Source organism: Limnohabitans sp. TEGF005, assembly GCF_055394835.1.
The window spans coordinates 2,649,140-2,670,768 of sequence record NZ_AP029226.1 but is presented as its reverse complement, the minus strand read 5'-3'; the positions used below and the strand labels follow the sequence as shown (position 1 = coordinate 2,670,768).

Here is a 21,629-nt window from a genome sequence, read left to right as displayed (position 1 = left end):
TAAAACAATGGGGATCTGACCCCCATTAACTTGACCCCCATGAAGGAGATCACGATGTTCCCCACCCCCCAAGCCGTGGTGCCGTCTTTGCAAGCGCGTGTCCACCCAGACGAATGGCAGACCCGTTTGCAGTTGGCGGCCTGCTACCGCGTGTTTGCCATGCTCGGCTGGACCGAGATGATCTACAACCACATCACCGTGCGACTGCCCGACAGCGTCACGGGCGGTGATAAACAGTTCTTGATCAATCCTTTTGGCCTGCATTACAGCGAGGTCACGGCCAGCAATCTGGTCAAGATCAACTTGCAGGGCGAGGTGTTGGACGGCTCACCCTATAAGGTCAATCCGGCTGGCTTTGTGGTGCATGCCACGCTGCACGGCGGCATAGACGGTGCGCACTGCGTGATGCACACCCACACCACGGCGGGTGTGGCGGTGGCTTGCCTGCAAGATGGTTTGTCGCAAAGCAACTTTTACTCAGCCCAGCTGCACGGCATGGTGGCCTACCACGACTTCGAGGGCATCACCATCCATGCTGACGAAGCGCCGCGTGTGCTCAAAAGCATTGGCAACAAGCCCGCCGTGATCCTTCGAAACCACGGCCTGTTGGCTTGGGGCGCGAGTTTGCCGCAGACCTTTGCCATTCTCTGGACCTTGCAACGCGCCTGCGAAATCCAGCTCGCCACGCAAAGCATGGGCGCACCGATTGCTGTGCCTGAGACGATTGCTGCCAAGTGCACGCGGGATGCGCTGCAGTTCAACCCGAACCACGGAGCCGGTCAGGACGTGTTCGAGGCGCTGGTGCGTCAGATGGACAAACAAGGCACAGGGTGGCGCGCATGAGCGAAACAATCAACGGCGTGTCATTCAACAAAGTCGCCATCGTCGGCGCAGGGGCCATTGGTGGCTGGCTGGGCGTGCACTTGGCGCGTGCCGGGGTGCAGGTCAGCGTGCTGGCGCGTGGCGACACACTGGGCGCCTTGCAGCAGCAGGGCCTGCAATTGCATCAAGGGAGCGATTTGCACACCGTGCCGGTTCACGCCTCGAACGAGGCTGCCGCATTGGGCGTGCAAGACCTGGTGGTGATTTCGGTCAAAGCCCCCGCGCTGGCCTCAGTCGCACAGCAGCTTGGACCACTGATCGGCCCCAACACCATGGTGTTGACCGCCATGAACGGCGTGCCTTGGTGGTTTTTGCAGGGGTTCGGTGGCCCGGTAGCAGACCGCTCTCTGGACGCCGTGGACCCGCAGGGGGCGATTGCACGCGCCTTGCCTGCCGCGCACATCATCGGCTGCGTGGTCCATGCCAGTTGCTCGGTGGATGCGCCGGGGGTGATCCGTCACCACTTTGGTGATGGCCTGATCGTGGGCGAGCCTTCGGGCCAGGCCACGCCCCGCGTGCAGGCCTTGCACGCACTGCTGCAAAAGGCTGGCTTCAACGCCAGCGTGTCGCCGCAAATCCAAAAAGACATTTGGTACAAACTTTGGGGCAACATGACGATCAACCCCATCAGTGCCATCACCGGGGCCACGACCGACCGAATTCTGGACGACCCCTTGGTGCGTCAATTCATCTCGGGTGTCATGCTCGAAGCCAAAGCCATTGGGGAACAAATCGGAATCCCCATCGACCAGCAACCCGAAGACCGCCACGCTGTCACGCGCAAATTGGGCGCATTTCGCACCTCCATGCTGCAAGACGTGGTGGCAGGTAAGCCGGTTGAACTGGATGCCTTGGTCTCGGCCGTGCGTGAGTTGGGTCAGTTGACCCATGTGCAGACGCCATTGACCGATGTTTTGCTGGGCCTCAGCCGCGTGCATGCACAAGGTCGAGGGCTTTACGGCTGCTGATTTCAATCTTCATGGTCGACATCCCTTCAATTTGACGGCGACGGGCACTTCAGGGTGCCAGTCGCTTTCTTGTCATCCCTAAGCCGAAGAGGGCGGTAAATTGGCCCCATGTCATCTCGCCCCACCTCCGCTGCTTCCTCCGCTTCCCCCGCGTCCTTTTCCCGGTTGACCCTGACCGGTTTCCTCACGCTCTTGTTGATCGCCTTGATGATGGGCGCCAACCATGTCGCGGCCCGCACCGCGTTCAACCATGGTGTGGATGTGGTGACTGCCGTCACCTTTCGCAGCAGTGTCACGGCCTTTGTGGTGGCCTTGATCCTTTGGCAGCAAAAGGTCTCGCTCCAACTGACGGGGCGGCACAAAAAGAACCTTCTGCTGATTGGCGCATTGATCGCCGTGCAAAGTGTTTGCCTCTATTCGTCGGTCGCCCGTCTGCCTGTGGCTTTGGCTTTGCTGGCGTTCAACACCTACCCTTTGCTGACGGCTTTCTGGGCGCGGGTGCTGTACGGCCACCGCCCTGAGCGTGCCGTGTTGTTGGCCATGCCCGTGATGCTGTTGGGGCTGGCTTTGGCCCTCGACGTGATGGGTGCTGCATCGGGGCTGGGTGCCGCCCAGCAGTGGGGGCAGATCGGTGTGGGTGTGGGCTTTGCCATGGCGGCATCGGTCACGTTTGGCTTGGCCTTGGTCATCACCCAGCACGAGGCTGCCGATGTGGATGGCCGCTTGCGCACCTTCACCACCATGGCCACGGTGGCTGTGTTGGCGGCGGTGGCCGCCAGCCAGAGCGGCTTGCATTTGCCCACGGCCACGGCGGGTTGGTGGGGTTTGGGGGCATTGACATTCTTGTATGGCACGGCCTTCACCATCATGTTCACGGTGTTGCCCAAGTTGGGCGTGGTGGGCAACTCGGCCATCATGAACGTGGAGCCGGTGTTTGCCTTGGTGTTGGCTTGGGGCGTGTTGGGGCAGTCGATTGCACTGATGCAGTTGGTCGGTGCCTTGGTGGTGGTGGCCACCGTCATGTGGCTGGGTTTGCGCAAGCGCTGAGGCGCTTTGCCGGGGCAGCGGCGTCAGCCGTTTTTCAGCGCCAAGGCTTTGTCGTACAGCTCGTTTTTTGACTCGCCTGTGATCTCGGCCGCCAGTTTGACCGCGGTTTTCAGTGGCAGCTCGGGCAGCAGCATTTGCAGCACGCGCACGCCTTCGCCTGCCGATGCCGCGACAGGCGCATCGTGCAGCACCAGCACAAACTCACCGCGCTGGCGGTCTGGCTTTTCGGCCAGCCAGCCTGGCAAGGCCTGTGCCGTGACGGTTTCGATTTGTTCAAATTGCTTGGTCAGCTCGCGCCCCACGGTGATGCGGCGCTCACCGAGCACCGACAGCGCTTGTGCCAAAGCCTCGATGCGGTGTGGCGCTTCCAGCAGCACCACGGCACGACTTTCTTGTGCGAGGGCCTGCACGGCGCGTTCGCGTTCGCCGGATTTGCTGGGCAAAAAGCCCGCAAACACAAAGCCGTCCTCGCCCGTCATGCCCGAGGCGCTGAGCGCGGTGGTCACGCTGCTGGCGCCTGGCAAGGGCAGTACCCGGTAACCGGCTTGCCGCACCGCCGCCACCAGCCGGGCGCCCGGATCGCTGATGGCTGGGGTGCCTGCATCGCTCACATACGCCACGCGCTCACCTTGCGCCAGACGGGCGATCACGGTTTGTGACGCTTCAGCTTCGTTGTGCTGGTGCACCGCCAGCAGTTGTGAGCCGGGACGGTCTAGGCCATAGGCCCGCAGAAGTTGCTGGGTATGGCGGGTGTCTTCGCAAGCCACGGCGTCGACCTTGGCCAGCACATGCAGCGCACGCAGGCTGATGTCGGCGAGGTTGCCAATGGGGGTGGCCACGACATACAGTGTGCTGGCCGGGTTGTTTTGCGATCCGGCAGCGTCGTGCGCGGCCTCCAGGGCTTTGGCAAACGAGGCAGACAAGGGAGACGGAGTCAATGCAATTCCTCAAAAAAGACACGGTGGGCCAGACCACCAAGGCCCGGGGTGATGCGGGCGAAGACGAGGCGCTGGCCTATTTGCAAGAGCGCGGTTTGCGCTTGCTGAAGCGCAATTATCGGACGCCTGGCCGAGGGGGTGGCGAAATCGACCTGATCATGCAATCGGCGGATGGCACGGTGGTGTTTGTCGAGGTTCGTCAACGCAGCCGAAGTGACCATGGCGGGGCTGCTGCCAGCATCGGGTATCAAAAGCAAAGGCGCATCATTTTTGCGGCGCAGCACTACCTGTTGCGCTGGCGCAGCTTGCCCCCGGCGCGCTTTGATGTGGTGACCATTGAGGCCACCGGACCCGAATGGTTGCAAGCCGCTTTTGATGTGAGCTAATGCACACAACTGAAGCCTGATGCAGGCTCGAATAACCGTGTAAATAACTGTTTTTCCGGGTGGCCGCCGTGTTGCGGGGGGTATCATTCGCACCGCATGCTAGACCTACGAATCCAACAACACTTTATCGACAGTGCCGATTTGCACTACCAAGTGGCCGAGACTTTGGCCAAACCTGTGGACGCCGCTGTCCAGGCCGTTCTGGCTTGTGTGACCGGGGGCGGCAAGGTGCTTGCTGGTGGCTTGGGCCCTTCGGCCGCATTGGCCCAATATTTGGCGAATTTGCTGGTGGGTGGTTTTGAACGCGAGCGTCCGGGTTTGGCCGCCATGGCCTTGTCATCGGACGCCTTGACGGCCAGTCGCTGGCCCGATGGCCAGGCCTTGGCGCGGCAGGTGCTGGCGCTGGGGCAGACCGGTGATGTACTGGTGCTCATCAGCGTGGATGGTGCAGAGCCTGCCTTGGTCGAAGCGGTGCAAGCGGCCCACGACCGGGAAATGAGCGTGTTGGCCCTGACCGGCCACCACGGGGGCGGTTTGGCCCGCCAGTTGCGCGAGACCGATGTGCATGTGTGTGTGCCGCATGAGCGAGCCGCCCGAATTCGTGAAGTTCAGCACTTGGTGCTGCACTGTCTGTGTGATGGCATTGACACCCAACTCTTGGGTGAACAGGAGACTCTTTAAATGAAACGCAATTTGCAATCTCTGGTTTTTTCGGGCGCTGTTTTGGCCGTTGCGCTGTCCAGTTTGTCCGCCTGCGCCCCCTTGATCGTGGGCAGCGCTGTCATGACCGGCATCGTGGCCACCGACCGCCGCACCACGGGTGCACAGGTCGAAGACGAGGGCATTGAGATCAAGGTCGCCAGCGCCGTGCGTCAGGATTTGGGTGAACGTGTGCACTTGAACGTGACCAGTTTCAACCGCAAAGTGTTGCTCAGCGGTGAGGCCCGGACCCAGGCCGACAAAGACCGCGCAGAGAAGTTGGCTCAGAGCCAGGAAAATGTCCAGTCGGTCGTGAACGATTTGGCGGTGACCATGCCCAGCAGCCTGACCCAGCGCTCCAAAGACACGGTGACCACCAGCCAGGTCAAGGCCGCATTCATCGATGCAAAAGACCTGCAGGTCAATTCAATCAAGGTGGTGACCGAGCGCGGCATTGTGTACCTGATGGGCCGTGTGACGGCCCGCGAAGCAAAACGTGCCAGCGACATCGTGCGCGGCATCAGCGGCGTGACCAAAGTGGTCCGCGTATTTGATGAAATCTCTGAAGAAGAACTCCAGCGCCTGAGCCAGTCAGCGCGTGCCAAGTGAATTGACGCACGCCCCATAAAAAGAGCGGCCTTGAGGCCGCTCTTTTTTTGTCCAAATACCTTGGACAAACCCGCGCAGGCGGGTCGTCATGGCCCTCGGCTGTGCCGTTCAGCGCAGTCGGCGGATCAGGCTGGAGGTGTCCCAGCGGCCACCGCCCATTTTTTGTACATCGGCGTAAAACTGGTCGACCAGTGCCGTCACGGGCAGGCGAGCGCCGTTGCGCTTGGCTTCGTCCAGCACCAGGCCGAGGTCTTTGCGCATCCAGTCCACCGCAAAGCCAAACTCGAACTTGTCATCGGCCATGGTTTTGCCCCGGTTGTCCAGCTGCCAGCTTTGCGCAGCGCCCTTGCCGATCACATCCAGCACTTGGTGCATGTCCAGGCCCGCCTGCTGGCCAAACGCCACGGCTTCGGACAAGCCTTGCACCAGTCCGGCGATGCAGATCTGGTTGACCATCTTGGCCAACTGGCCCGCGCCCGACTCGCCCAGCAAGGTGAAAGCCCGCGAAAACGCCATGGCGGCAGGTTTGACGTTGTCAAAAGCCACGGCATCGCCACCGCACATCACGGTGAGCATGCCGTTTTGTGCACCCGCCTGGCCACCCGAGACGGGGGCGTCGATGAATTGCAGACCGAGCTTTTGCGCTTCGGCAGACAATTCCCGTGCGATGGAGGCCGAAGCCGTGGTGTGGTCCACAAAAATGGCACCGGGCTTCATGCCGGCAAATGCGCCATCGTCGGCCCTTTGGCCGCCGCCCAGGTCTTGACCCAACACCACACTGCGCAGGTCATCGTCGTTGCCCACACAGGCGAACACGATGTCGGCACCCGCAGCCGCTTCACGCGGGGTGGGCGCGCTGGCGTTGCCGGGGCATTCGGCCACCCAAGCGGCTGCTTTGGCCGCGCTGCGGTTGTAAACGGTGACATGGTGACCGGCGCGGGCCAAGTGCCCGGCCATGGGATAGCCCATGACGCCCAAGCCCAAAAAGGCGACTTTGCGGGCGGGTGCAGGTTCGTAGGTTTTGGCAGCGATTTGGCTCATGGTTGTCTCGATTCAGGATAAACAAGCGGCTAATTTAGCAGTCTGGCCAAGAGTCGGTGCACCTTGGGTGCATTGGGCTGACCGGTGGGCGACATCTGGGTGTTGTCTGAGGGTGCGCAAGAAAGGTTAGCACCCGGAAGGCTCGCACTCGGGTTTGGTACGCTCAGGCCATGAACACTTCCATCGCCGAGAACCTGGCGCAAGTCCACGCGCACATCCAGGCCGCCTGCCAAGCGGCAGGCCGTGCGCCGGGCAGCGTGCAATTGCTGGCCGTCTCCAAGACTTGGGCGGCCGATGCCGTGCGGTCCGCCCATGCCGCTGGGCAAACCGCTTTTGGCGAAAACTACATCCAAGAAGCGGTGGACAAGATCACGGCCCTGCAGGATTTGCCCTTGCAATGGCATTGCATCGGCTCGATCCAGAGCAACAAAACCCGCTTGGTGGCCGAGCACTTTGACTGGGTGCACAGCATCGACCGCCTGAAAATCGCGCAGCGCTTGAGCGAGCAGCGCCCCGCGCATCTGCCGCCGTTGCAGGTGTGCATTCAGGTCAATGTGGATGGGGGCGAGACCAAGTCGGGTGTGGTCCCGCAGGACCTGCCTGCGCTGGCCCAGGCGGTGGCCGCCTTGCCGCGCTTGCAGCTGCGCGGCTTGATGACCATCCCCGAGCCCGCCGAAACCGATGCCCAGATGCGGGCGGTGCACCGCCAAGCCAAAGACTTGCTGGACAATTTGCGCGCACAAGGCTTGGCGCTGGACACGCTGTCGATGGGCATGAGCGCCGATCTGGCCGCCGCCATTGCCGAGGGCAGCACGATGGTGCGGGTGGGCACGGCCATTTTTGGCAAGCGCTGAAAACCGCTGCCGCGATGGCTGCGACGGCAGTTTTTAGCGCCCAGCGCCCGCTTGCAGTTGGAACACACTGCGCCGCTCGCCCACGGGCAGGCCCGCCACATTCAGCAGCTGCTGGGCACGCCAAGGGGCCAGTTGCTGGCGCTGGGCGTCGTCCAGCCAGCCCAGTTGGTCCAGGGCCTCGACCGTGGCGGCAAACAGCGCCGCTTTGTTGCCGTCCATGATCTTGACCGCCAGTGCCTGACCACGCGCACGGCTGGCCACGACCTGCACGCCGTCCGCCCCCACTTTGCTGACCCAATCGCCCCGGCCTGCACGCATGAAGTCGGCGTCGTTGCGCCCGGTGCCCGAGACCAGTTCGGGGTGTGCGCTCATGGCTTGGCCCAGCCGCTGCAAGCTCTCGCCGTAAAGTCCATCGGCTTCGGGGCAGGCCAAACGGGCATAGCTGCGGGCCAAGCGCGACAAGGGCATGGCGTAGTTGGGGGCCGAGCATCCGTCGATGCCCAGCGTCAGTTCTTCTTCGCGCAAACCGGCCAGGTGCGCCACGGCTTGGCGCACCTGTTGTTGCAATGGATGATCCACCTCGGTGTAGTCGTCGGTGGACAAACCGTGTTGCACGCAATAGGCCAAAAAGCCACTGTGCTTGCCGCTGCAGTTGTGGTGCCGTTCATCGTAGGCAAAGCCCTCGGGCATGGGGCGGTCGAAAAACGTGAAGCGGTAGGGCACATGGCAGCCGCAACGCATCTGCTGCGTGCGGGTGCCACTTTTGCGCAACATGGACGCCACCTGCTCGACGTGCATCGCCTCGCCGTTGTGGCTGGCACACATCATGGCCAACTCGGGTGGCGTGAAGCCAAAATGGGCCACGCCGCCCGACTGGATCAGCGGCAGCGCCTGCATGGCCTTGAGGGTCGATCGGGTGAAGCACAGCCAGTGCGGGTTGCCCACCTGAGCCAGCACACGACCTTCGGTGTCGGTCACGGCCAGTGCGCCCATGTGCAGGCACTCTGGCACACCGTTGCGGGTCAACTCGATCAGGGGTTCAAAGTTCATGGCTTCACCTTTGCATGTGGACAAGCCAGTGTAAGTTCTCGCCTGTCCTGAGGGCTGGCCGCTTGGGCCGCGCAGCGCCGTTGACTCAGCCTTGGGGCAATCGCGCCGGCAGCACCGTGCCCACGCATTCGCCAAAGCCAATGCGTGCCGCGCCTTCGCGCTCGCACCAGCCGCGCAGCACCACGCTGTCGCCGTCTTCGAGCCAGGTGCGCTGCTCACCGTTGGGCAAGGCGATCGGGTTCTTGCCACCCGTGGTCAGCTCGATCAGGGCGCCTGCTTGGTCCAAGGTGGGGCCGGACAGGGTGCCGCTGCCCAGCAAGTCACCCGCTTGCAAGTTGCAGCCGTTGACGGTGTGGTGGGTGACCATCTGCGCCACGGTCCAATAGGCGTGGCGGTAGCTGGTGCGGCAGATGCTGGCGTCGCTTTGACCGGCAGCACGCATGTTCGGGGTTTGCAGGCCCACTTGCAGCTGGATGTCAAAAGCACCGCCTTGGCGGTTGGCGGCTGAGTCGAGATAGGCCATGGGCTGTGGATCGCCTTCGGGCCGTGTGAAGGCCACGCGGTAGGGCGCCAGCGCTTCGAGGGTGACGACCCAGGGCGACACCGTGGAGGCAAAGTTTTTCGACAAGAAAGGCCCCAGCGGCTGGTATTCCCAGCCCTGGATGTCGCGGGCCGACCAGTCGTTGAGCAGGCAGATGCCGAACACATGGTCTTCGGCCTCGGTGATGCCCACGGCTTCGCCCAGTGCATTGCTGCGGCCCACAAAAATGCCCAGCTCCAGCTCGATGTCCAGCCGCTTGCAGGGGCCGAATGTGGGCGCGGCTGCGCCCGGCGGCATGGTTTGGCCCAGCGGGCGGCGAAATTGCTGGCCCGACACGCCAATGCTGGAGGCGCGGCCGTGGTAACCGATGGGCACCCACTTGTAGTTGGGCAGCAGGGGGTTGTCGGGGCGGAACTGTTTGCCGATGTTGGTGGCGTGGTGCACCGAGGTGTAGAAGTCGGTGTAGTCGCCAATGCGGGCGGGCACGTCGAATTCGGCCTCGGCTTGCGGCACGAGGCCGTCTTGCAAAGCGGCTTGCGCTGCCGACTCTTCGCGCAAGGCGCGTGACAGGGCCAGGCGCAAGGCGCTCCAAGCCGGGGTGCCCAGCGCCATCAAGGCGTTGAGCTTGTCTTGCGCGCCCGCTTGGGCGGCTGCAGCGGCCTCGCCGGTCAGAAGGCCTGACTTGGCCAATGCGGCCAAGTCCACGATCTGGTCGCCAATGGCCACGCCGCCACGAAAAGCCTCAGATGAGCCCTTGCGGCGGAACACCGCGAACGGCAGGTTTTGAATGGGGAAGTCGCAGCCTGCGCTGTTGGCCGAGGCGATCCAGCTTTTGAGCGCCGGGTTATGGGTGTCGTTCAGCAGGGTCATCGTGGCCCTTTCAAGCGGCCATGCTGCCGTCGTGCATCCACGCGGCGTGCTTGGGCGCGCGTTTGGTTTGGCTCCATTCTTCGAGCATGTCCCACTTCACATCGTCGAGTTTTTTCATCATCTCGGGCGTGCCGCAGTCGGCGGCCAGCTCCAGGCGGTGGCCGCTGGGGTCAAAGAAATAAATGCTTTTGAAAATGGTGTGATCGACCGGCCCGAGCACCTCGATGCCGCCTGCGACCAATTTGTCTTTGGCAGCGATCAGCGCGTCCATCGACTCGACCTTCAAAGCCAAGTGCTGCACCCAAGCCGGGGTGTTGGTGTCGCGGCCCATTTCGGGCTGGTTGGGCAGCTCAAAAAAGGCCAGGATGTTGCCGTGGCCCGCGTCCAAAAAGATGTGCATATAGGGATCGGGTGCTTTGGTCGAAGGCACTTCGTTTTCGGCAATGGCCAGCACAAATTTCATGTCGAGGTGTTTTTGGTACCACTCAACGGTTTCTTTGGCGTCTTTGCAGCGGTAAGCGACGTGGTGAACGGATTGAACGAGCATGGGGGTCTCCTTTGAAGTGAGGGGGTCAGAGGTCTTGCAATGCAGCGGTGATGTGCTGCTGGAAAAGGGTTTCGTCGGCCAGCGCGTTGGCGTTGAGCAAAGCCAGCTTGACGAGGAACAGCTGGACCTTGTCGGCCCCGGCTTGGTCGATGGCGGTGGCCAGCGCGTCGTAGACGGTTTCGAGACCGCCGATGGAAAGTGTGGGTGAATGTGACAGGGGGGTCATGGTGTTCTTCCTTATCGCGGCAAGGCGTTGTTCAGGGCCGCTTGCAGCCGCGTGGCGTCCAGTGTGAGCCAGCGGGCGCAGATGTGCTGGTCGGGGCGCAGCAAATACGCGCCGCCATGGGCTGGCACACCGTAGCGTTGGCGCAGGTGGCCATCGGCATCTGGCAGGTGCTGATCGGCCCCGGCCACGGGCTGCGCTGCGCCCACAGCGGTGACGTTCAAAGGCATGCCTTTTTGCCGTGCGGCGTTGATCACTTGTTGCAGGGCATCGGGCAAGGTGGTGTCGGTGAAATACAGCAGATCAAAGCCGCCGCCCAGGTGGTCGAGCAAAAAGTCATTGGCCCCCAGACGTACGTTTTGCGGTGGCGCACCGTGGGCTGGGCCGCTCTTGAACAAGCCGTTGTCGTCGCCCGCGCTGTTGAGCAGGGAGTGCGTGTACTCGTGCGGCCTTGAGGTGCGCCAGTGGTACAGGGGCCGCACAAATTCTTGTGTGAGCGAGAGCGACAACACCGCGTCGCGCAGCAGGCGAAAGCCCGGGCTGGGCGGGGCCATGAAGCGGGTGCTTTTGCCCGCTTCGGTGATGATCTCGCGGGCTGCGCCCACGCGCTCGGCGCTGTGGTTGGCCAGCAGCTGTGGGCCGGCAAGGCCTTTGGCCACAAAAGCCAGGTGCCAGCCCAAAGACTGCGCGTCTTGAAAGGCGGTGTTGGCCCCGCGCACGCCAAAAATCGGCAGCAGGTGCGCTGCGTCGCCCGTGAAGATGACGCTGCCGTGCACAAAGTCGGGCAGCGTGAGCGTGCGGGCCGAATAGACCGAAGACCAGTCCATCTCCCATGGCACACCGGCGTGGCCGATCATGGCCAGTTGCGCGTTGATGCGGGCTTTGAGTGACTCGGGGCGCAGCGCCTCTTCGGGCGTTTCGCCCGGTGGCAGTTGGTAGTCCACGCGCCAAATGCCGTTGGGCTCACGGTGCATCAGGATGGTGTTGCCGGGGTTCCAGTCGGGGTCAAAGTAAGCCAGGCGCTCGGTGGGCAAAGGCAGGTCAATCTTGATGTCGGCGATCACGAAAAAACCTTCGTAAGACGCGCCTTCCATTTGCAGGTTCATGGCTGTGCGGATGCCCGAGCGCCCGCCGTCAGCGGCCACTACCCAGTCGCTCTCCAGCGTGTACGGGCCTTCGGGCGTGTCGACCTCCAATTGCGCATAGCCGTCTTTTTGCACCACGGTGTTGACCTTGTTGCCCCAGCGGAAATCGATCAGCGGGCTGGCTTTGCAGGCGTCGTGCAGGTACTCCTCCATGAACTGCTGCTGCACGTTGATGATCGGGAAAAACCGGTCATCGGCATCGTGCGGCGCTTCCATGCGGAACACGCGCTGGCCCCGGTAAAACGAGTTGCCAAAGCGCCAAGGCAGACCGCCTGCGGTCATGCGGTCGGCCACCCCCACTTGCTGCAAGATTTCCATCGAACGGCGGGTAAAGCAGATGGCGCGGCTGCCTTGAGAAAACTGCAGCTCGGCGCTGAGCACCACGCTGGGCACGCCGTGGCGGGCCAACTCCAGCGCCGTCACCATGCCTGCGGGGCCGGAGCCGACGATCACCACCTTTTGCCGCGTCTGCGGGGGGTGCGCCGAAGCCAGCCAAGGTTTGAAAACCTCGTACTGGTAATAAATAGAAGGGCGGGCTTCGGTGGTGGGTGTGTGCATTTTGTCTTCCGGATGTTGGGGTTCAGCGCGGGCGAGAGTTCGAAGCAAGGACTGGACTGGAGTCCGTCGTAACGCTCGGACGAGAGTCCGTCGTAACGCCCGGACGGGCGTGGGCAATCAGGCGATCGAACATGGCGCTCAAAGTCGTTTGTTCTTTTTCTGTCAGGCAGCCGAAGATCTCTTGGTTGCGTTGGGCGACCATGTCCATGGCGCGGTCGAACACCCCGCGCCCGACAGACGTCAAGGTCAGCACCACACCCCGGCCATCGCCCGGGTGATCGGCCTTGAGCACCAAACCCTGATCGACCAGCGCCTGCGCGCCACGGCTGGCTTGGCCTTTGTTCAGGTTGGCTTTTTCGGCCAGTTCTTTCACCGACAAAGGCTCGAAGGTGCCAATCGTCGTCAAGCAGCGCCCATCGCTCATCGACAAACCCGTGTGTTCAGGGTAGGCCGATTGACTGTCCGAGTCGGTCAGCTTGTGCAGTTGGTGCAGGCGGTAGGTCAGCGTGCGGTCAAGGGGGGTGGCCATGCGTGTCGGGTGCAGTGGTTTTTGAATCTGACCGGATCTTAGGTGAATTTGGTTGCGCGCGCAACCAATAAATCATTGCGACTTTGCGTGACGGGCAATGACCCCGAAAAAAAAGCCTGAGAATTTCTCAGGCCTGTGGGGTGTTGGTGAAGCTCAGAACCGCTCCAACTCCGGGTGTTTGATCGCCCCCGCACGCACCAGCATGCGGCCATATTCAGCGCACCGGTTGAGCGTGGGGATGACTTTGCCGGGGTTCAAAAGGCTTTGTGGGTCGAAGGCGCGTTTGACGGCGAACATCTGTTCGTTTTCTTCGGCGCTGAACTGCACGCACATGCTGTTGACTTTTTCGATGCCCACGCCGTGCTCACCCGTGACGGTGCCGCCCATGGCCACGCTGGTCTCCAAAATTTCGGCGCCAAACAGCTCGCAGCGGCGCAGTTGGTCGGCGTCGTTGGCGTCGAACAAGATCAGTGGGTGCAGATTGCCGTCGCCTGCGTGGAACACGTTCAGGCAGCGCAGCGCGTATTTCGTTTCCATCTCCGAGATGGCTTGCAAGATGTCGGCCAGGCGCTTGCGCGGAATGGTCGAGTCCATGCACATGTAGTCGGGGCTGATGCGACCCGATGCCGGGAAGGCGTTTTTGCGCCCGCTCCAGAACTTCATGCGCTGGGCTTCGTCACGGCTGACGGTGATGGCGGTCGCGCCGCAGCCGCGCAGCACCTCGCTCATGTGGCCGATTTCTTCTTCGACTTCTTCGGGCGTGCCGTCGCTCTCGCACAAAAGAATAGCGGCGGCGCTCAGGTCGTAGTCGGCGTGCACAAAGTCTTCGACGGCGGCGGTCATGGGGCCGTCCATCATCTCTAGCCCTGCGGGGATGATGCCCGCTGCGATCACGGCGGCCACCGCGTCACCGGCTTTGCGCACGTCGTCAAAGCTGGCCATGATGCAGCGAGCCAGCATCGGTTTGGGCACCAGCTTGACGGTGACTTCGGTGGTCACGGCCAGCATGCCTTCGCTGCCCACCAGCACGGCCAACAGGTCGTAGCCAGCCGTGTCGAGGGCGTCGCTGCCAAATTCAATCGGATCGCCTTCGATCGTGAAGCCTTTGACTTTGAGCACGTTGTGCACCGTGAGGCCGTATTTGAGGCAGTGCACCCCGCCCGAGTTTTCGGCCACGTTGCCGCCAATCGTGCAGGCGATCTGGCTCGACGGGTCGGGTGCGTAATACAGGCCATAGGGCGCGGCCGCTTCGCTGATGGCCAGGTTGCGCACGCCGCACTGCACCACCGCCGTGCGGCTGACCGGGTCCACGGTTTTGATCTGGTTGAAGCGGGCCATCGACAAGGTGACGCCCATGCGGTGCGGCATGGCCCCGCCCGACAGGCCGGTGCCCGCACCGCGTGCCACCACGGGCACTTGCAGGGCGTGGCAGACCTTGAGCACAGCCTGCACTTGGGCTTCGGTCTCGGGCAAAGCCACCACCAAGGGCCGCTCACGGTAGGCGGTCAGGCCGTCGCACTCATAGGGCGTGGTGTCTTCGGGGGTGTAGAGGATGGCATCTTGGGGCAGCACGCGGCCCAGGGCCTGCACCACGGCACGCTGGCGTTCGGCCCGTTCGGTGGCGGTCAATTGCTGGGTTTCGATGGGGGTGTTGGCACTCATGACAGTCAAAACCTGAAGTTAAGCCATCACTGTAAGCGCAAGGCGGATCGCCGGGGCTGAAGAATCTTTGATGGGTTTGTGAATTTGGCCGCTCAGGCCAGCGCTTTTTTCAGCCAGTCGGCAAAGGCGGCGCATTCCCAGCGCTCCATGGTGCCGGTGCGCCAGCACAGGTAGTGGGCATGGGGGCTGGGCACGCTGCGTTCAAACAGGCGGACCAGTTGGCCGCTTTCCAGCCAGGGTGCGCCCAGCTTGGTGCGGATCAGGCCGATGCCCAGGCCTTGGGCGGCGGCATCGCACATGAGGCCGATGTCGTTGAACGATGACCCGTCGATGGGTTCGGGCCAATCGAGGTCGTGTGCGGCAAACCAGGTACGCCAGGGCTCTAGTGGGCTGCGCAGCAGAGGCTGGCCTTGCAGGTCTTCGGCGTTGGCAAAGGGGCCGTTTTCACGCAACCAAGCGGGCGATGCCAAGGGCGTGACCTCGTCTTTTGCCAGGCAGACGTGTTCTACGTCCGAGTAGCGGCCTGTGCCAAAGCGCACGGTCAGGTCGGCGTCTTCGGCCACCACGTCCAAAAGCGGAATGCTGACCTGCAAAGTGATGTCGATCTCGGGGTAGGCGTCCAGAAAATGTTTCAGGCGCGGCATGAGCACCGAGCGGGCAAAAGTGGGCGTGACCGCCAGGCGCAGCTTGCGCCGCCCCGGGGTGTTGCTGGCGCTGGGAAAGCGCTGCAGCGACACCAGCCCTTCGCGCACGTGCGCCAGGTATTCGATGCCTTCGGTCGTGAGCGAAAAATCGGCCCGGCCAAACAGCTTGGTGCCGATGATTTGCTCCAGCTGTTTGACGCGGTGACTGACGGCGCTGGGCGTCACGCACAGCTCTTCGGCTGCCTGTGTCACGCTGCGCAGGCGCGCCAGGGCCTCAAAGGTCAAGAGGCATTGGATCGGCGGGATGCGGGAGTTGGCGGACATTATTTAAATATGACCGTCTTGTGGCCGTTGATCAGCACGCGGTGTTCGCTGTGCCATTTGACCGCGCGGGCCAGCACTTGGCTTTCGGTGTCGCGGCCAATCGTGGTCAGGTCTTCCACGGTTTTGCTGTGGTCCACACGGGCCACGTCTTGCTCAATGATCGGGCCTTCGTCCAGGTCGGCCGTCACATAGTGGGCGGTGGCGCCAATCAGTTTCACACCCCGGTCGTGCGCTTGGTAGTAAGGCTTGGCGCCCTTGAAGCTGGGCAAGAACGAGTGGTGGATGTTGATGGCACGGCCGGCCAGTTTGCGGCACAGGTCATCGCTCAGAATTTGCATGTAGCGGGCCAGCACCACCAGCTCGGCACCTTCGGCCTGGATGATTTCGTACTGCTTGGCTTCGGCCTGTTCTTTGGTGGCGGCGGTCACCGGAATGTGGTGAAACGGCACGTTGTAGCTGGCCGCCAGCTGGTAGAACTCGCGGTGGTTGCTCACGATGGCGCGGATGTCCAAAGGCAGCAGGCCGCTCTTCCAGCGGAACAGCAGGTCATTCAGGCAATGGCCTTCCTTGCTGACCATGAGCACGGTGCGCATGGGCTGGGTGGTGGCGTGCAAGTCCCACTTCATCTGAAAGGTCTGTGCAAACTCGCCCCATTGCGCGTTGAGTGCTGCGCCGTCCTCTTGGCCGCACGCAAACTGCACGCGCATGAAAAACAGGCCAGTGTCGTGGTCGTTGTATTGCGCCGCTTCTTCGATGTTGCCGCCTCGCTCCAACAAAAAACCCGACACGGCATGCACGATGCCGGTGCGGTCAGGGCAAGAAAGCGTCAGGATGTAAGTCGTGGTCATGGGGCAAAGCGGTTGGGTGGATGCGCCCTTTAAAAGGTGGGGCGCTTCGGTTCAGGACGGCTTATTGTAGAGACACCCTCCGGGGTCCTCAGGCACAGGCGCGGCATGTCGCCCCGGTGGCGGGGCCAGGCCCTTGCGGGCTTTAAACTGGCTGGCTGAATGGATTTCAAGGAGTTTTTGCCGTGACCCACACCGATCTGAACATGGACAACCAGTGGTTGCCCTTCACGCCCAACCGCACTTTCCGCCAAGACCCCCGAGTGTTCGTGGGTGCCGAGGGCATGCACTTCACCACCCACGATGGCAAAAAAGTCATCGACGGCATCTCTAGCCTGTGGTGTGTGGGCGCGGGCCACAACCGCAAGCCGATCAACGAAGCCATCAAAAAGCAGCTCGACACGCTGGACTACGCCACGGCGTTCCAGGCCAGCAACGACAAGGCCTTCAAAGCGGCGCAGATGATTGCCGACATGGCCCCGGGGGACTTGAACAAGGTGTTGTTTTGCAATTCGGGCTCTGAGGCCGCCGACACCGCCTTGAAAGTGGCGCTGGCTTACCACCGCGCCCGGGGCGAAGGCCACCGCACGGTGTTCATCGGCCGCGAAAAGGGTTACCACGGCGTCAACTTTGGCGGCATGAGCGTGGGCGGCCTGCCGGCCAACCGCAAGGCGTTTGGGGCGCAGTTGTTGCCGCGTGTCGACCACATGCGTTTCATCCACGACCCGGTCAACCATGCCTACATCCACCACGAAGAACCGGTGTGGGCCGAAGACCCCTTGCTGGAGCTGGAAAACCGCATCTTGGTGCTGCACGACCCGAGCAATGTGGCGGCGGTCATCGTCGAGCCGATTGCGGGCAGCGCGGGTTGGTACATCCCGCCACAGGGCTATGTGAAGCGCCTGCGCGAGATTTGCGATAAGCACGGCATCTTGCTGATTTTTGACGAGGTCATCACCGGCTTTGGCCGTTTGGGCGTGAACTTTGGCGCCGACTATTACGGCGTGGTGCCCGACATGCTGAACTTTGCCAAAGCGGTGACCAATGGCGTGATCCCGCTGGGCGGCGTGATCTGCCGCGACTTCATCTACGACGCGATGATGAACGCCAACTCGCCGCAGCATGCCATCGAGTTTTTCCATGGCTATACCTATTCCGGCCACCCCGTGGCCTGCGCTGCGGCCATTGCCACGCTCGATTTAATGGCAGAAGAAAACCTGTTTGCCCGTGCGGGCCAGCAAGGCCGCGTGTTGGGCGATGCGATGCACAGTGCCCTGAAAGGCTTGCCCAACGTGATCGGCATCCGCACCTTGGGCCTGGCCGGGGCGGTCGAGCTGGCCAGCATCGCGGGCTCGCCCGGAAAGCGGGCCTATGACATTTTTATGGACTGCTTTCACAAAGGCGTGTGGGTGCGCCCGGCGGGCGAAAACATCGTCATTTGCCCGCCTTACATCGTGGAAGACGCGCACATCGACCAGATCGTGCAGACGGTGGCCGACAGCATCCGCAGGCATGCCTGAGCGGGTTCCCGTCGACCGATGGGGCCGAGCATGATGTTTTGGGGGCGAACGGCGTTGACCTTGCTGGTGGCGCTGGCTGCTGCCCAGGTGTGTGTCTGGTTGCACACACCGATTCCATGGATGCTGGGGCCGTTGCTGGCGACGGCGGTGGCCTCGGTGCTGGGCGCGCCCACGCGCAGTGCGGCCTTGTTGCGCAACGCTGGGCAGTGGGTGATTGGTGCCGCTTTGGGCCTGTATTTCACACCGCAGGTGAGTGAACTGGTGGTCAGTCTGTGGTGGGCGATTGCGCTGGCAGTGCTTTGGGCGCTGGGCTTGGGGGCTTTGTTTGGTGCGTGGCTGCAACGCCAGCATGCGGCCGATTTTTCACACCTGCCGCCGGGGGCTTGGCGGGCCACCAGTTACTTTGCCAGCGCGATTGGTGGCGCGTCAGAGATGACCTTGTTGGCCGAACGCCATGGTGCCCGCACCGACTTGGTGGCGGCAGCGCACAGCGTGCGGTTGGTGATCGTGGTGGTGTCGGTGCCCTTTGCCATGCAATGGGCGCAAAACCATTGGGGCTTGCAGGTCGATGCCCGCCTGCTGCCGGGGCCGCGTGTGGCGCAGTGGCCGGGCTTGCTGTGGCTGGCGCTGGCCACGGCGGGCGGGGCGTTGTTCATGACTTGGCTCAAACGCACCAATCCGTGGTTCATGGGCGCTTTGCTGGTGTCGATGGGGCTGACGCTTTCGGGGGCGTATTGGTCGGCGGTGCCCACGGCTTTGTCGAACGCGGCGCAGCTGGTCATTGGCGTGAGTCTGGGGGTGCGCTTTCAGCGTGAATTTGTGCACACCGCGCCGCGTTGGCTGGCGTCGGCCGCCATGGGCACGGTGGTCATGATGGTGCTGTCTGTGGGTTTTGGCTTGGCGCTGGCGTGGGCCACGGGGCTGCACCCTGCGACTTTGATTTTGGGCACCTCACCGGGCGGCATTGCCGAGATGGCGATCACCGCCAAAGTCTTGCAGTTGGGCGTGCCGGTGGTCACGGCTTTTCAGGTTTGCCGTTTGGTAGCCGTGCTGATTTTGGTGGGCCCGATTTTTCAGTGGCTCGGCGGTCACAAAAAAGCCGTCTGACCAGTAGGCGGTGAGAGGTGAGAGGTGAGAGGTGAGAGGTGAGAGGTAAGAGGCCAGAGGTAACCAATATGTCATGCCCGCGAATGCGGGTATCCACGATTTGAACCACATGGATACCCGATCAAGTCGGGTATGACAAAACCCAGTCGTTCATGACGACAAAAGACAAAAGACAAAAGACAAAAGACAAAAGACAAAAGACAAAGTCACAGACACCGGCAAGCGGCTTCAGTGCACCACCACCGGTTGTTGGGCCAGGCCGGTATAGCCCTCGAGGGTGTCTTCGACTTCTTCTTGGGTGGGGGTGTGTTGTTGCCAGGCCTGGATTTGCTGCTGGAACATTTCGGCCCATGAGCCGTCCAGATAGACCTCTTTGCCAGAACGTTTGTCCACAATTTCGAAACCATGGCGTTCCAGCATGGGCTTGCTGGTCACGGGGGCCGGCTCGGCAGGCGCGTTGGCCAGCACATGCATCACGGCAAAGGTTTCAGATTCGTACAACAGGTTCATGCATTCATTCTCTCTCAACTTGTGCTGAACACTTGGGGCTTTTGGGATGAACTTCAAGATGGTGTGGTTTTCCCGGCAGGCAGCTCAGTAACAGGCAAAGGCGGCAGGGGCTCTTGACCACTCAGCGTCAGGTCGATGAAGTCACCGCTGATCTGGGTGATGCGGATGCGCACGGGCATCCAGGCGTATTTTTCGGCCACCCAAAACTCCACCTTTGCGTCAAAACGGTTGCGCGGCTGGCACACCCATTTGGCCGTCAGGAGGGTTTGGTCGGCCAATGTCAGGGTTTCAGCAGGTGCCATGGTCAGCAACCAGGGCAAGGCGTCGCGCGTGGTGGCGGTTTGAATTTGCAGCCGTGTCCCTGGCTGAAAGCGCTGCGGCTCGCCCGCCATGGCGGCGGCCAGTTGCACATACAGGCTGATCTGGTCTTGCGCGCCCGGCTCCAGCGGGGCCACGGGCGCGTTGCTGCTGAAAACCAGTCGCTTGTTTTCACGGTCAAAGTGGGTGGCGCGTTCGTTGCGCCAGCTGTCTGAAAAGCGAGTGGGGGCCAGACCCGAGGCGTTGATGACGCCCACGCTGCGCCAGTGCCGTGAGCCAAGCAAAAAAGCCCTGACCGACAAACTCATGGCGTAGGCGCTCTCGTTGGCTTGCCAGCGCAGCTCGCCCGTGGCGTGGTAGGTGAGGCCCTTGGCCAAACCCGTCAATCGGTAGCTCAGCAAAGTCGAGGGTGGCAAGGCCCCCAGCGGAATGAGGGGCATGGCGGCCGTGGCCGTTGCTGCACCCGCATCACTGGCTGGCGTGGCCATGGGTGTTGCTGTTGCTTGCGGTGTCACCGATTCTGTTTGCGTGTTGGGTGCCGCTTCAAGGGGTGTCGCAAGTGCGCTCTCGGTAGGACTCTCGGCGGGGGGGGCCGGGTCGGGCTCGGTGGCCTTGCTCGCTTCGGGGGGCAACTCTGCCGCTTCCGGCTCAGGTGTGGGCTCGGTGGCCACGCGGGTGCGCGGTGCGGCGATCTTTTGGACAGGGGGCGTTGGTGCCGTGCTGGCGGGCGGGGGCAGCCAGCGCGTTTGCATCGGCCCGGCGCGCACGGCGTCGTCGGCAGGCAGGCGCAGATCCAGTGAACCGGACACACTCAACAGCGCCACAGCGTGCGCCACCAGCACGACCAGCACCAGGGCCAGCAAAGTCCGGCGTGAGGGTGGCCCTGACAAAGCGGGTTTGTCGCCGGTGTGTGGGCGGCCCAGCTTGGCAGGCATCAAGCACGCCAGCCCAAGTCAGCCGACAGTTGCCGGGCAAACTGTCGCAGGCTTAGGGCAATCGGCCCGTCCCATGCCGTGTCAAGGGTGGCCGATGAACCCAGTGCCACCACGCCCAGCACCAAGTGTCCGTCAGCGTCAAAAACCGGGGCGCAAAACCCTGAAATGCCAGGCAACAAGACATTGACCACGCGGCCCAGGCCTTGTTGGCGCGTTTCTTTCAGCATGGCCTGTACTTGCGCGGGCGTGCTGGGCAAGTCGCTGCGGCCCACTTTGCGGGCCAAGGCCAATTCTTCTTCGATCATGGGGCGGGCTTTTTCGGCGGCACCGCCATGGCTGTTGAAGGCCGCAAAGCACCGGCCCGTGGCCGAAGACAAGAGCGGCATCACATCGCCCAAGCGCAAGCTGACCGGCATGGCCAGCGGGGTTTCTTGCCAATGCACCAAGGTCGGACCCCGGTTGCCCCAAACGGCCAGCGCCATGGTGTGGCCCGTGGCCTCGATCAAGGCGGGCAAGCGTGAGCGCGCCATCTTGACGGCGTCCAGCCGCGACAAGGTGGCCAAGCCCAGCCGCAAGGTGGCAGGGCCCAATTCGTATCGGGTGCTGGTGCTGTCTTGCACCACCAGGCCCAGGCGCTGGAAGCTGACCAAATAACGGTGGGCTTTGGCCGCGCTCATGTGGGCGGCGGCGGCCAGGTCGCGCAGCATCAAGGGGGCGGGCGCTTGGGCCAAGACATCCAGCAAGGCAAACCCGACCTCGACCGATTGAATCCCTGCGCGTTCCTTGTCACCGTCTTGCGGGCTGGAAGCGGTGCTGTCTGTGTCCATATCGCCTAGAATCTGGTTTCGTTTAGTTAAATGAGTTTAACAATGCGTAA

General features: G+C 62.5%; 23 protein-coding genes. 9 read left to right on the top strand and 14 right to left on the bottom strand.

The genetic code is table 11. From position 1 onward, the window contains the following. Window positions 1-54: 54 nt before the first annotated feature. From ACZ5RG_RS13225 to ACZ5RG_RS13215, 3 genes are all read left to right on the top strand, one after another. Window positions 55-843: a class II aldolase/adducin family protein gene (locus ACZ5RG_RS13225; protein ID WP_298598107.1), complete on the top strand. Its 789-nt coding sequence runs from the start codon at window positions 55-57 to the stop codon at window positions 841-843. Beyond that, entirely contained in the window at window positions 840-1,850 is a 1,011-nt protein-coding gene (locus ACZ5RG_RS13220; RefSeq protein WP_464447304.1) for a 2-dehydropantoate 2-reductase, read from the top strand. The genes ACZ5RG_RS13225 and ACZ5RG_RS13220 overlap by 4 nt, the downstream gene beginning before the upstream one ends. A 165-nt stretch (window positions 1,851-2,015) precedes the next feature. Beyond that, on the top strand, window positions 2,016-2,897 hold the full coding sequence (locus ACZ5RG_RS13215) for a DMT family transporter (RefSeq protein WP_464447303.1): 882 nt from the start codon (window positions 2,016-2,018) through the stop codon (window positions 2,895-2,897). A gap of 23 nt (window positions 2,898-2,920) precedes the next feature. Here the strand turns inward: ACZ5RG_RS13215 and rsmI are convergent, their stop codons facing one another. Next, on the bottom strand, window positions 2,921-3,820 hold the full coding sequence (rsmI, locus tag ACZ5RG_RS13210; RefSeq protein WP_315236918.1) for a 16S rRNA (cytidine(1402)-2'-O)-methyltransferase: 900 nt from the start codon (window positions 3,818-3,820) through the stop codon (window positions 2,921-2,923). A gap of 14 nt (window positions 3,821-3,834) precedes the next feature. Here rsmI and ACZ5RG_RS13205 point away from each other — a divergent pair, with 14 nt between their 5' ends. The 3 genes from ACZ5RG_RS13205 (at window position 3,835) to ACZ5RG_RS13195 (ending at window position 5,529) form a co-directional block, all read left to right on the top strand. Next, the gene (locus ACZ5RG_RS13205) at window positions 3,835-4,221 is read left to right on the top strand and encodes a YraN family protein (RefSeq protein ID WP_312260659.1); all 387 of its coding nucleotides are present in this window, start codon (window positions 3,835-3,837) and stop codon (window positions 4,219-4,221) included. Between the two features lie 96 nt (window positions 4,222-4,317). After that, a complete protein-coding gene (locus ACZ5RG_RS13200) occupies window positions 4,318-4,902 on the top strand; it encodes an SIS domain-containing protein (RefSeq protein WP_026036510.1) in 585 nt (194 codons plus the stop codon). Then, window positions 4,903-5,529: a BON domain-containing protein gene (locus tag ACZ5RG_RS13195; RefSeq protein WP_298598120.1), complete on the top strand. Its 627-nt coding sequence runs from the start codon at window positions 4,903-4,905 to the stop codon at window positions 5,527-5,529. It begins immediately after the preceding gene. A 108-nt stretch (window positions 5,530-5,637) separates the two neighbouring features. Here ACZ5RG_RS13195 and ACZ5RG_RS13190 read toward each other — a convergent pair whose 3' ends face one another. Then, window positions 5,638-6,570, bottom strand: coding sequence for an NAD(P)-dependent oxidoreductase (locus ACZ5RG_RS13190; RefSeq protein ID WP_298598123.1), 933 nt, complete (start codon window positions 6,568-6,570; stop codon window positions 5,638-5,640). Between the two features lie 170 nt (window positions 6,571-6,740). Here ACZ5RG_RS13190 and ACZ5RG_RS13185 point away from each other — a divergent pair, with 170 nt between their 5' ends. Beyond that, window positions 6,741-7,424: a YggS family pyridoxal phosphate-dependent enzyme gene (locus ACZ5RG_RS13185; protein ID WP_464447302.1), complete on the top strand. Its 684-nt coding sequence runs from the start codon at window positions 6,741-6,743 to the stop codon at window positions 7,422-7,424. Between the two features lie 33 nt (window positions 7,425-7,457). On the opposite strand, the gene ACZ5RG_RS13180 is transcribed toward ACZ5RG_RS13185, so the two are convergent. The 9 genes from ACZ5RG_RS13180 to purU all read right to left on the bottom strand — a co-directional run bounded on the left by ACZ5RG_RS13180 (window position 7,458) and on the right by purU (window position 16,365). After that, window positions 7,458-8,474: an asparaginase gene (locus ACZ5RG_RS13180; protein WP_464447301.1), complete on the bottom strand. Its 1,017-nt coding sequence runs from the start codon at window positions 8,472-8,474 to the stop codon at window positions 7,458-7,460. Window positions 8,475-8,559: 85 nt separating this feature from the next. Continuing rightward, window positions 8,560-9,885 (bottom strand): fumarylacetoacetase, encoded by a 1,326-nt coding sequence (gene fahA / locus ACZ5RG_RS13175; protein WP_464447300.1) that lies wholly within the window; start codon window positions 9,883-9,885, stop codon window positions 8,560-8,562. A 10-nt stretch (window positions 9,886-9,895) separates the two neighbouring features. Further along, window positions 9,896-10,432: a VOC family protein gene (locus tag ACZ5RG_RS13170; protein ID WP_464447299.1), complete on the bottom strand. Its 537-nt coding sequence runs from the start codon at window positions 10,430-10,432 to the stop codon at window positions 9,896-9,898. A 25-nt stretch (window positions 10,433-10,457) separates the two neighbouring features. Continuing rightward, a complete protein-coding gene (locus ACZ5RG_RS13165) occupies window positions 10,458-10,658 on the bottom strand; it encodes a DUF2783 domain-containing protein (RefSeq protein ID WP_464447298.1) in 201 nt (66 codons plus the stop codon). A gap of 11 nt (window positions 10,659-10,669) precedes the next feature. Continuing rightward, on the bottom strand, window positions 10,670-12,358 hold the full coding sequence (locus tag ACZ5RG_RS13160) for an FAD-dependent monooxygenase (protein WP_464447297.1): 1,689 nt from the start codon (window positions 12,356-12,358) through the stop codon (window positions 10,670-10,672). A 22-nt stretch (window positions 12,359-12,380) separates the two neighbouring features. Next, window positions 12,381-12,887, bottom strand: a complete 507-nt coding sequence (locus tag ACZ5RG_RS13155; protein WP_298599012.1) for a MarR family winged helix-turn-helix transcriptional regulator — start codon at window positions 12,885-12,887, stop codon at window positions 12,381-12,383. 153 nt (window positions 12,888-13,040) lie between these two features. Further along, on the bottom strand, window positions 13,041-14,549 hold the full coding sequence (locus ACZ5RG_RS13150; RefSeq protein WP_464447296.1) for an FAD-linked oxidase C-terminal domain-containing protein: 1,509 nt from the start codon (window positions 14,547-14,549) through the stop codon (window positions 13,041-13,043). Between the two features lie 92 nt (window positions 14,550-14,641). Continuing rightward, complete coding sequence (locus tag ACZ5RG_RS13145) at window positions 14,642-15,517, bottom strand: LysR substrate-binding domain-containing protein (RefSeq protein WP_019429227.1); 876 nt, start codon at window positions 15,515-15,517, stop codon at window positions 14,642-14,644. Continuing rightward, the gene (gene purU, locus ACZ5RG_RS13140) at window positions 15,517-16,365 is read right to left on the bottom strand and encodes a formyltetrahydrofolate deformylase (protein ID WP_315236897.1); all 849 of its coding nucleotides are present in this window, start codon (window positions 16,363-16,365) and stop codon (window positions 15,517-15,519) included. The genes ACZ5RG_RS13145 and purU overlap by 1 nt, the downstream gene beginning before the upstream one ends. Window positions 16,366-16,568: 203 nt before the next feature. On the opposite strand from purU, the gene aptA reads away from it, so the two are divergent. Next, entirely contained in the window at window positions 16,569-17,882 is a 1,314-nt protein-coding gene (gene aptA / locus ACZ5RG_RS13135) for an omega-aminotransferase AptA (RefSeq protein WP_464448211.1), read from the top strand. A gap of 30 nt (window positions 17,883-17,912) precedes the next feature. Beyond that, on the top strand, window positions 17,913-18,989 hold the full coding sequence (locus ACZ5RG_RS13130) for an AbrB family transcriptional regulator (protein WP_315236901.1): 1,077 nt from the start codon (window positions 17,913-17,915) through the stop codon (window positions 18,987-18,989). A 228-nt stretch (window positions 18,990-19,217) separates the two neighbouring features. On the opposite strand, the gene ACZ5RG_RS13125 is transcribed toward ACZ5RG_RS13130, so the two are convergent. Genes ACZ5RG_RS13125 through ACZ5RG_RS13115 form a run of 3 tightly spaced genes read right to left on the bottom strand, consistent with a single transcriptional unit; the run spans window position 19,218 to window position 21,579 of the window. Beyond that, window positions 19,218-19,499: a BTH_I0359 family protein gene (locus ACZ5RG_RS13125; RefSeq protein WP_019429232.1), complete on the bottom strand. Its 282-nt coding sequence runs from the start codon at window positions 19,497-19,499 to the stop codon at window positions 19,218-19,220. A gap of 53 nt (window positions 19,500-19,552) precedes the next feature. After that, window positions 19,553-20,752, bottom strand: coding sequence for a DUF3108 domain-containing protein (locus ACZ5RG_RS13120; protein WP_315236903.1), 1,200 nt, complete (start codon window positions 20,750-20,752; stop codon window positions 19,553-19,555). Then, the gene (locus tag ACZ5RG_RS13115; protein ID WP_464447295.1) at window positions 20,752-21,579 is read right to left on the bottom strand and encodes an IclR family transcriptional regulator; all 828 of its coding nucleotides are present in this window, start codon (window positions 21,577-21,579) and stop codon (window positions 20,752-20,754) included. Before ACZ5RG_RS13115 ends, ACZ5RG_RS13120 begins: the two co-directional genes overlap by 1 nt. Window positions 21,580-21,629 lie beyond the last annotated feature (50 nt).

What these genes read in the sequence shown, in the direction of transcription:
- ACZ5RG_RS13225 (WP_298598107.1), top strand. Translation starts at nt 55, where the DNA reads ATGTTCCCCACCCCCCAAGCCGTGGTGCCGTCTTTGCAAGCGCGTGTC.
- ACZ5RG_RS13220 (WP_464447304.1), top strand. Translation starts at nt 840, where the DNA reads ATGAGCGAAACAATCAACGGCGTGTCATTCAACAAAGTCGCCATCGTC.
- ACZ5RG_RS13205 (WP_312260659.1), top strand. Translation starts at nt 3,835, where the DNA reads ATGCAATTCCTCAAAAAAGACACGGTGGGCCAGACCACCAAGGCCCGG.
- ACZ5RG_RS13200 (WP_026036510.1), top strand. Translation starts at nt 4,318, where the DNA reads ATGCTAGACCTACGAATCCAACAACACTTTATCGACAGTGCCGATTTG.
- ACZ5RG_RS13195 (WP_298598120.1), top strand. Translation starts at nt 4,903, where the DNA reads ATGAAACGCAATTTGCAATCTCTGGTTTTTTCGGGCGCTGTTTTGGCC.
- ACZ5RG_RS13190 (WP_298598123.1), bottom strand. Translation starts at nt 6,570, where the DNA reads ATGAGCCAAATCGCTGCCAAAACCTACGAACCTGCACCCGCCCGCAAA.
- ACZ5RG_RS13185 (WP_464447302.1), top strand. Translation starts at nt 6,741, where the DNA reads ATGAACACTTCCATCGCCGAGAACCTGGCGCAAGTCCACGCGCACATC.
- ACZ5RG_RS13180 (WP_464447301.1), bottom strand. Translation starts at nt 8,474, where the DNA reads ATGAACTTTGAACCCCTGATCGAGTTGACCCGCAACGGTGTGCCAGAG.
- fahA (WP_464447300.1), bottom strand. Translation starts at nt 9,885, where the DNA reads ATGACCCTGCTGAACGACACCCATAACCCGGCGCTCAAAAGCTGGATC.
- ACZ5RG_RS13170 (WP_464447299.1), bottom strand. Translation starts at nt 10,432, where the DNA reads ATGCTCGTTCAATCCGTTCACCACGTCGCTTACCGCTGCAAAGACGCC.
- ACZ5RG_RS13165 (WP_464447298.1), bottom strand. Translation starts at nt 10,658, where the DNA reads ATGACCCCCCTGTCACATTCACCCACACTTTCCATCGGCGGTCTCGAA.
- ACZ5RG_RS13160 (WP_464447297.1), bottom strand. Translation starts at nt 12,358, where the DNA reads ATGCACACACCCACCACCGAAGCCCGCCCTTCTATTTATTACCAGTAC.
- ACZ5RG_RS13155 (WP_298599012.1), bottom strand. Translation starts at nt 12,887, where the DNA reads ATGGCCACCCCCCTTGACCGCACGCTGACCTACCGCCTGCACCAACTG.
- ACZ5RG_RS13150 (WP_464447296.1), bottom strand. Translation starts at nt 14,549, where the DNA reads ATGAGTGCCAACACCCCCATCGAAACCCAGCAATTGACCGCCACCGAA.
- ACZ5RG_RS13145 (WP_019429227.1), bottom strand. Translation starts at nt 15,517, where the DNA reads ATGTCCGCCAACTCCCGCATCCCGCCGATCCAATGCCTCTTGACCTTT.
- purU (WP_315236897.1), bottom strand. Translation starts at nt 16,365, where the DNA reads ATGACCACGACTTACATCCTGACGCTTTCTTGCCCTGACCGCACCGGC.
- aptA (WP_464448211.1), top strand. Translation starts at nt 16,569, where the DNA reads ATGGACAACCAGTGGTTGCCCTTCACGCCCAACCGCACTTTCCGCCAA.
- ACZ5RG_RS13130 (WP_315236901.1), top strand. Translation starts at nt 17,913, where the DNA reads ATGATGTTTTGGGGGCGAACGGCGTTGACCTTGCTGGTGGCGCTGGCT.
- ACZ5RG_RS13125 (WP_019429232.1), bottom strand. Translation starts at nt 19,499, where the DNA reads ATGAACCTGTTGTACGAATCTGAAACCTTTGCCGTGATGCATGTGCTG.
- ACZ5RG_RS13120 (WP_315236903.1), bottom strand. Translation starts at nt 20,752, where the DNA reads ATGCCTGCCAAGCTGGGCCGCCCACACACCGGCGACAAACCCGCTTTG.
- ACZ5RG_RS13115 (WP_464447295.1), bottom strand. Translation starts at nt 21,579, where the DNA reads ATGGACACAGACAGCACCGCTTCCAGCCCGCAAGACGGTGACAAGGAA.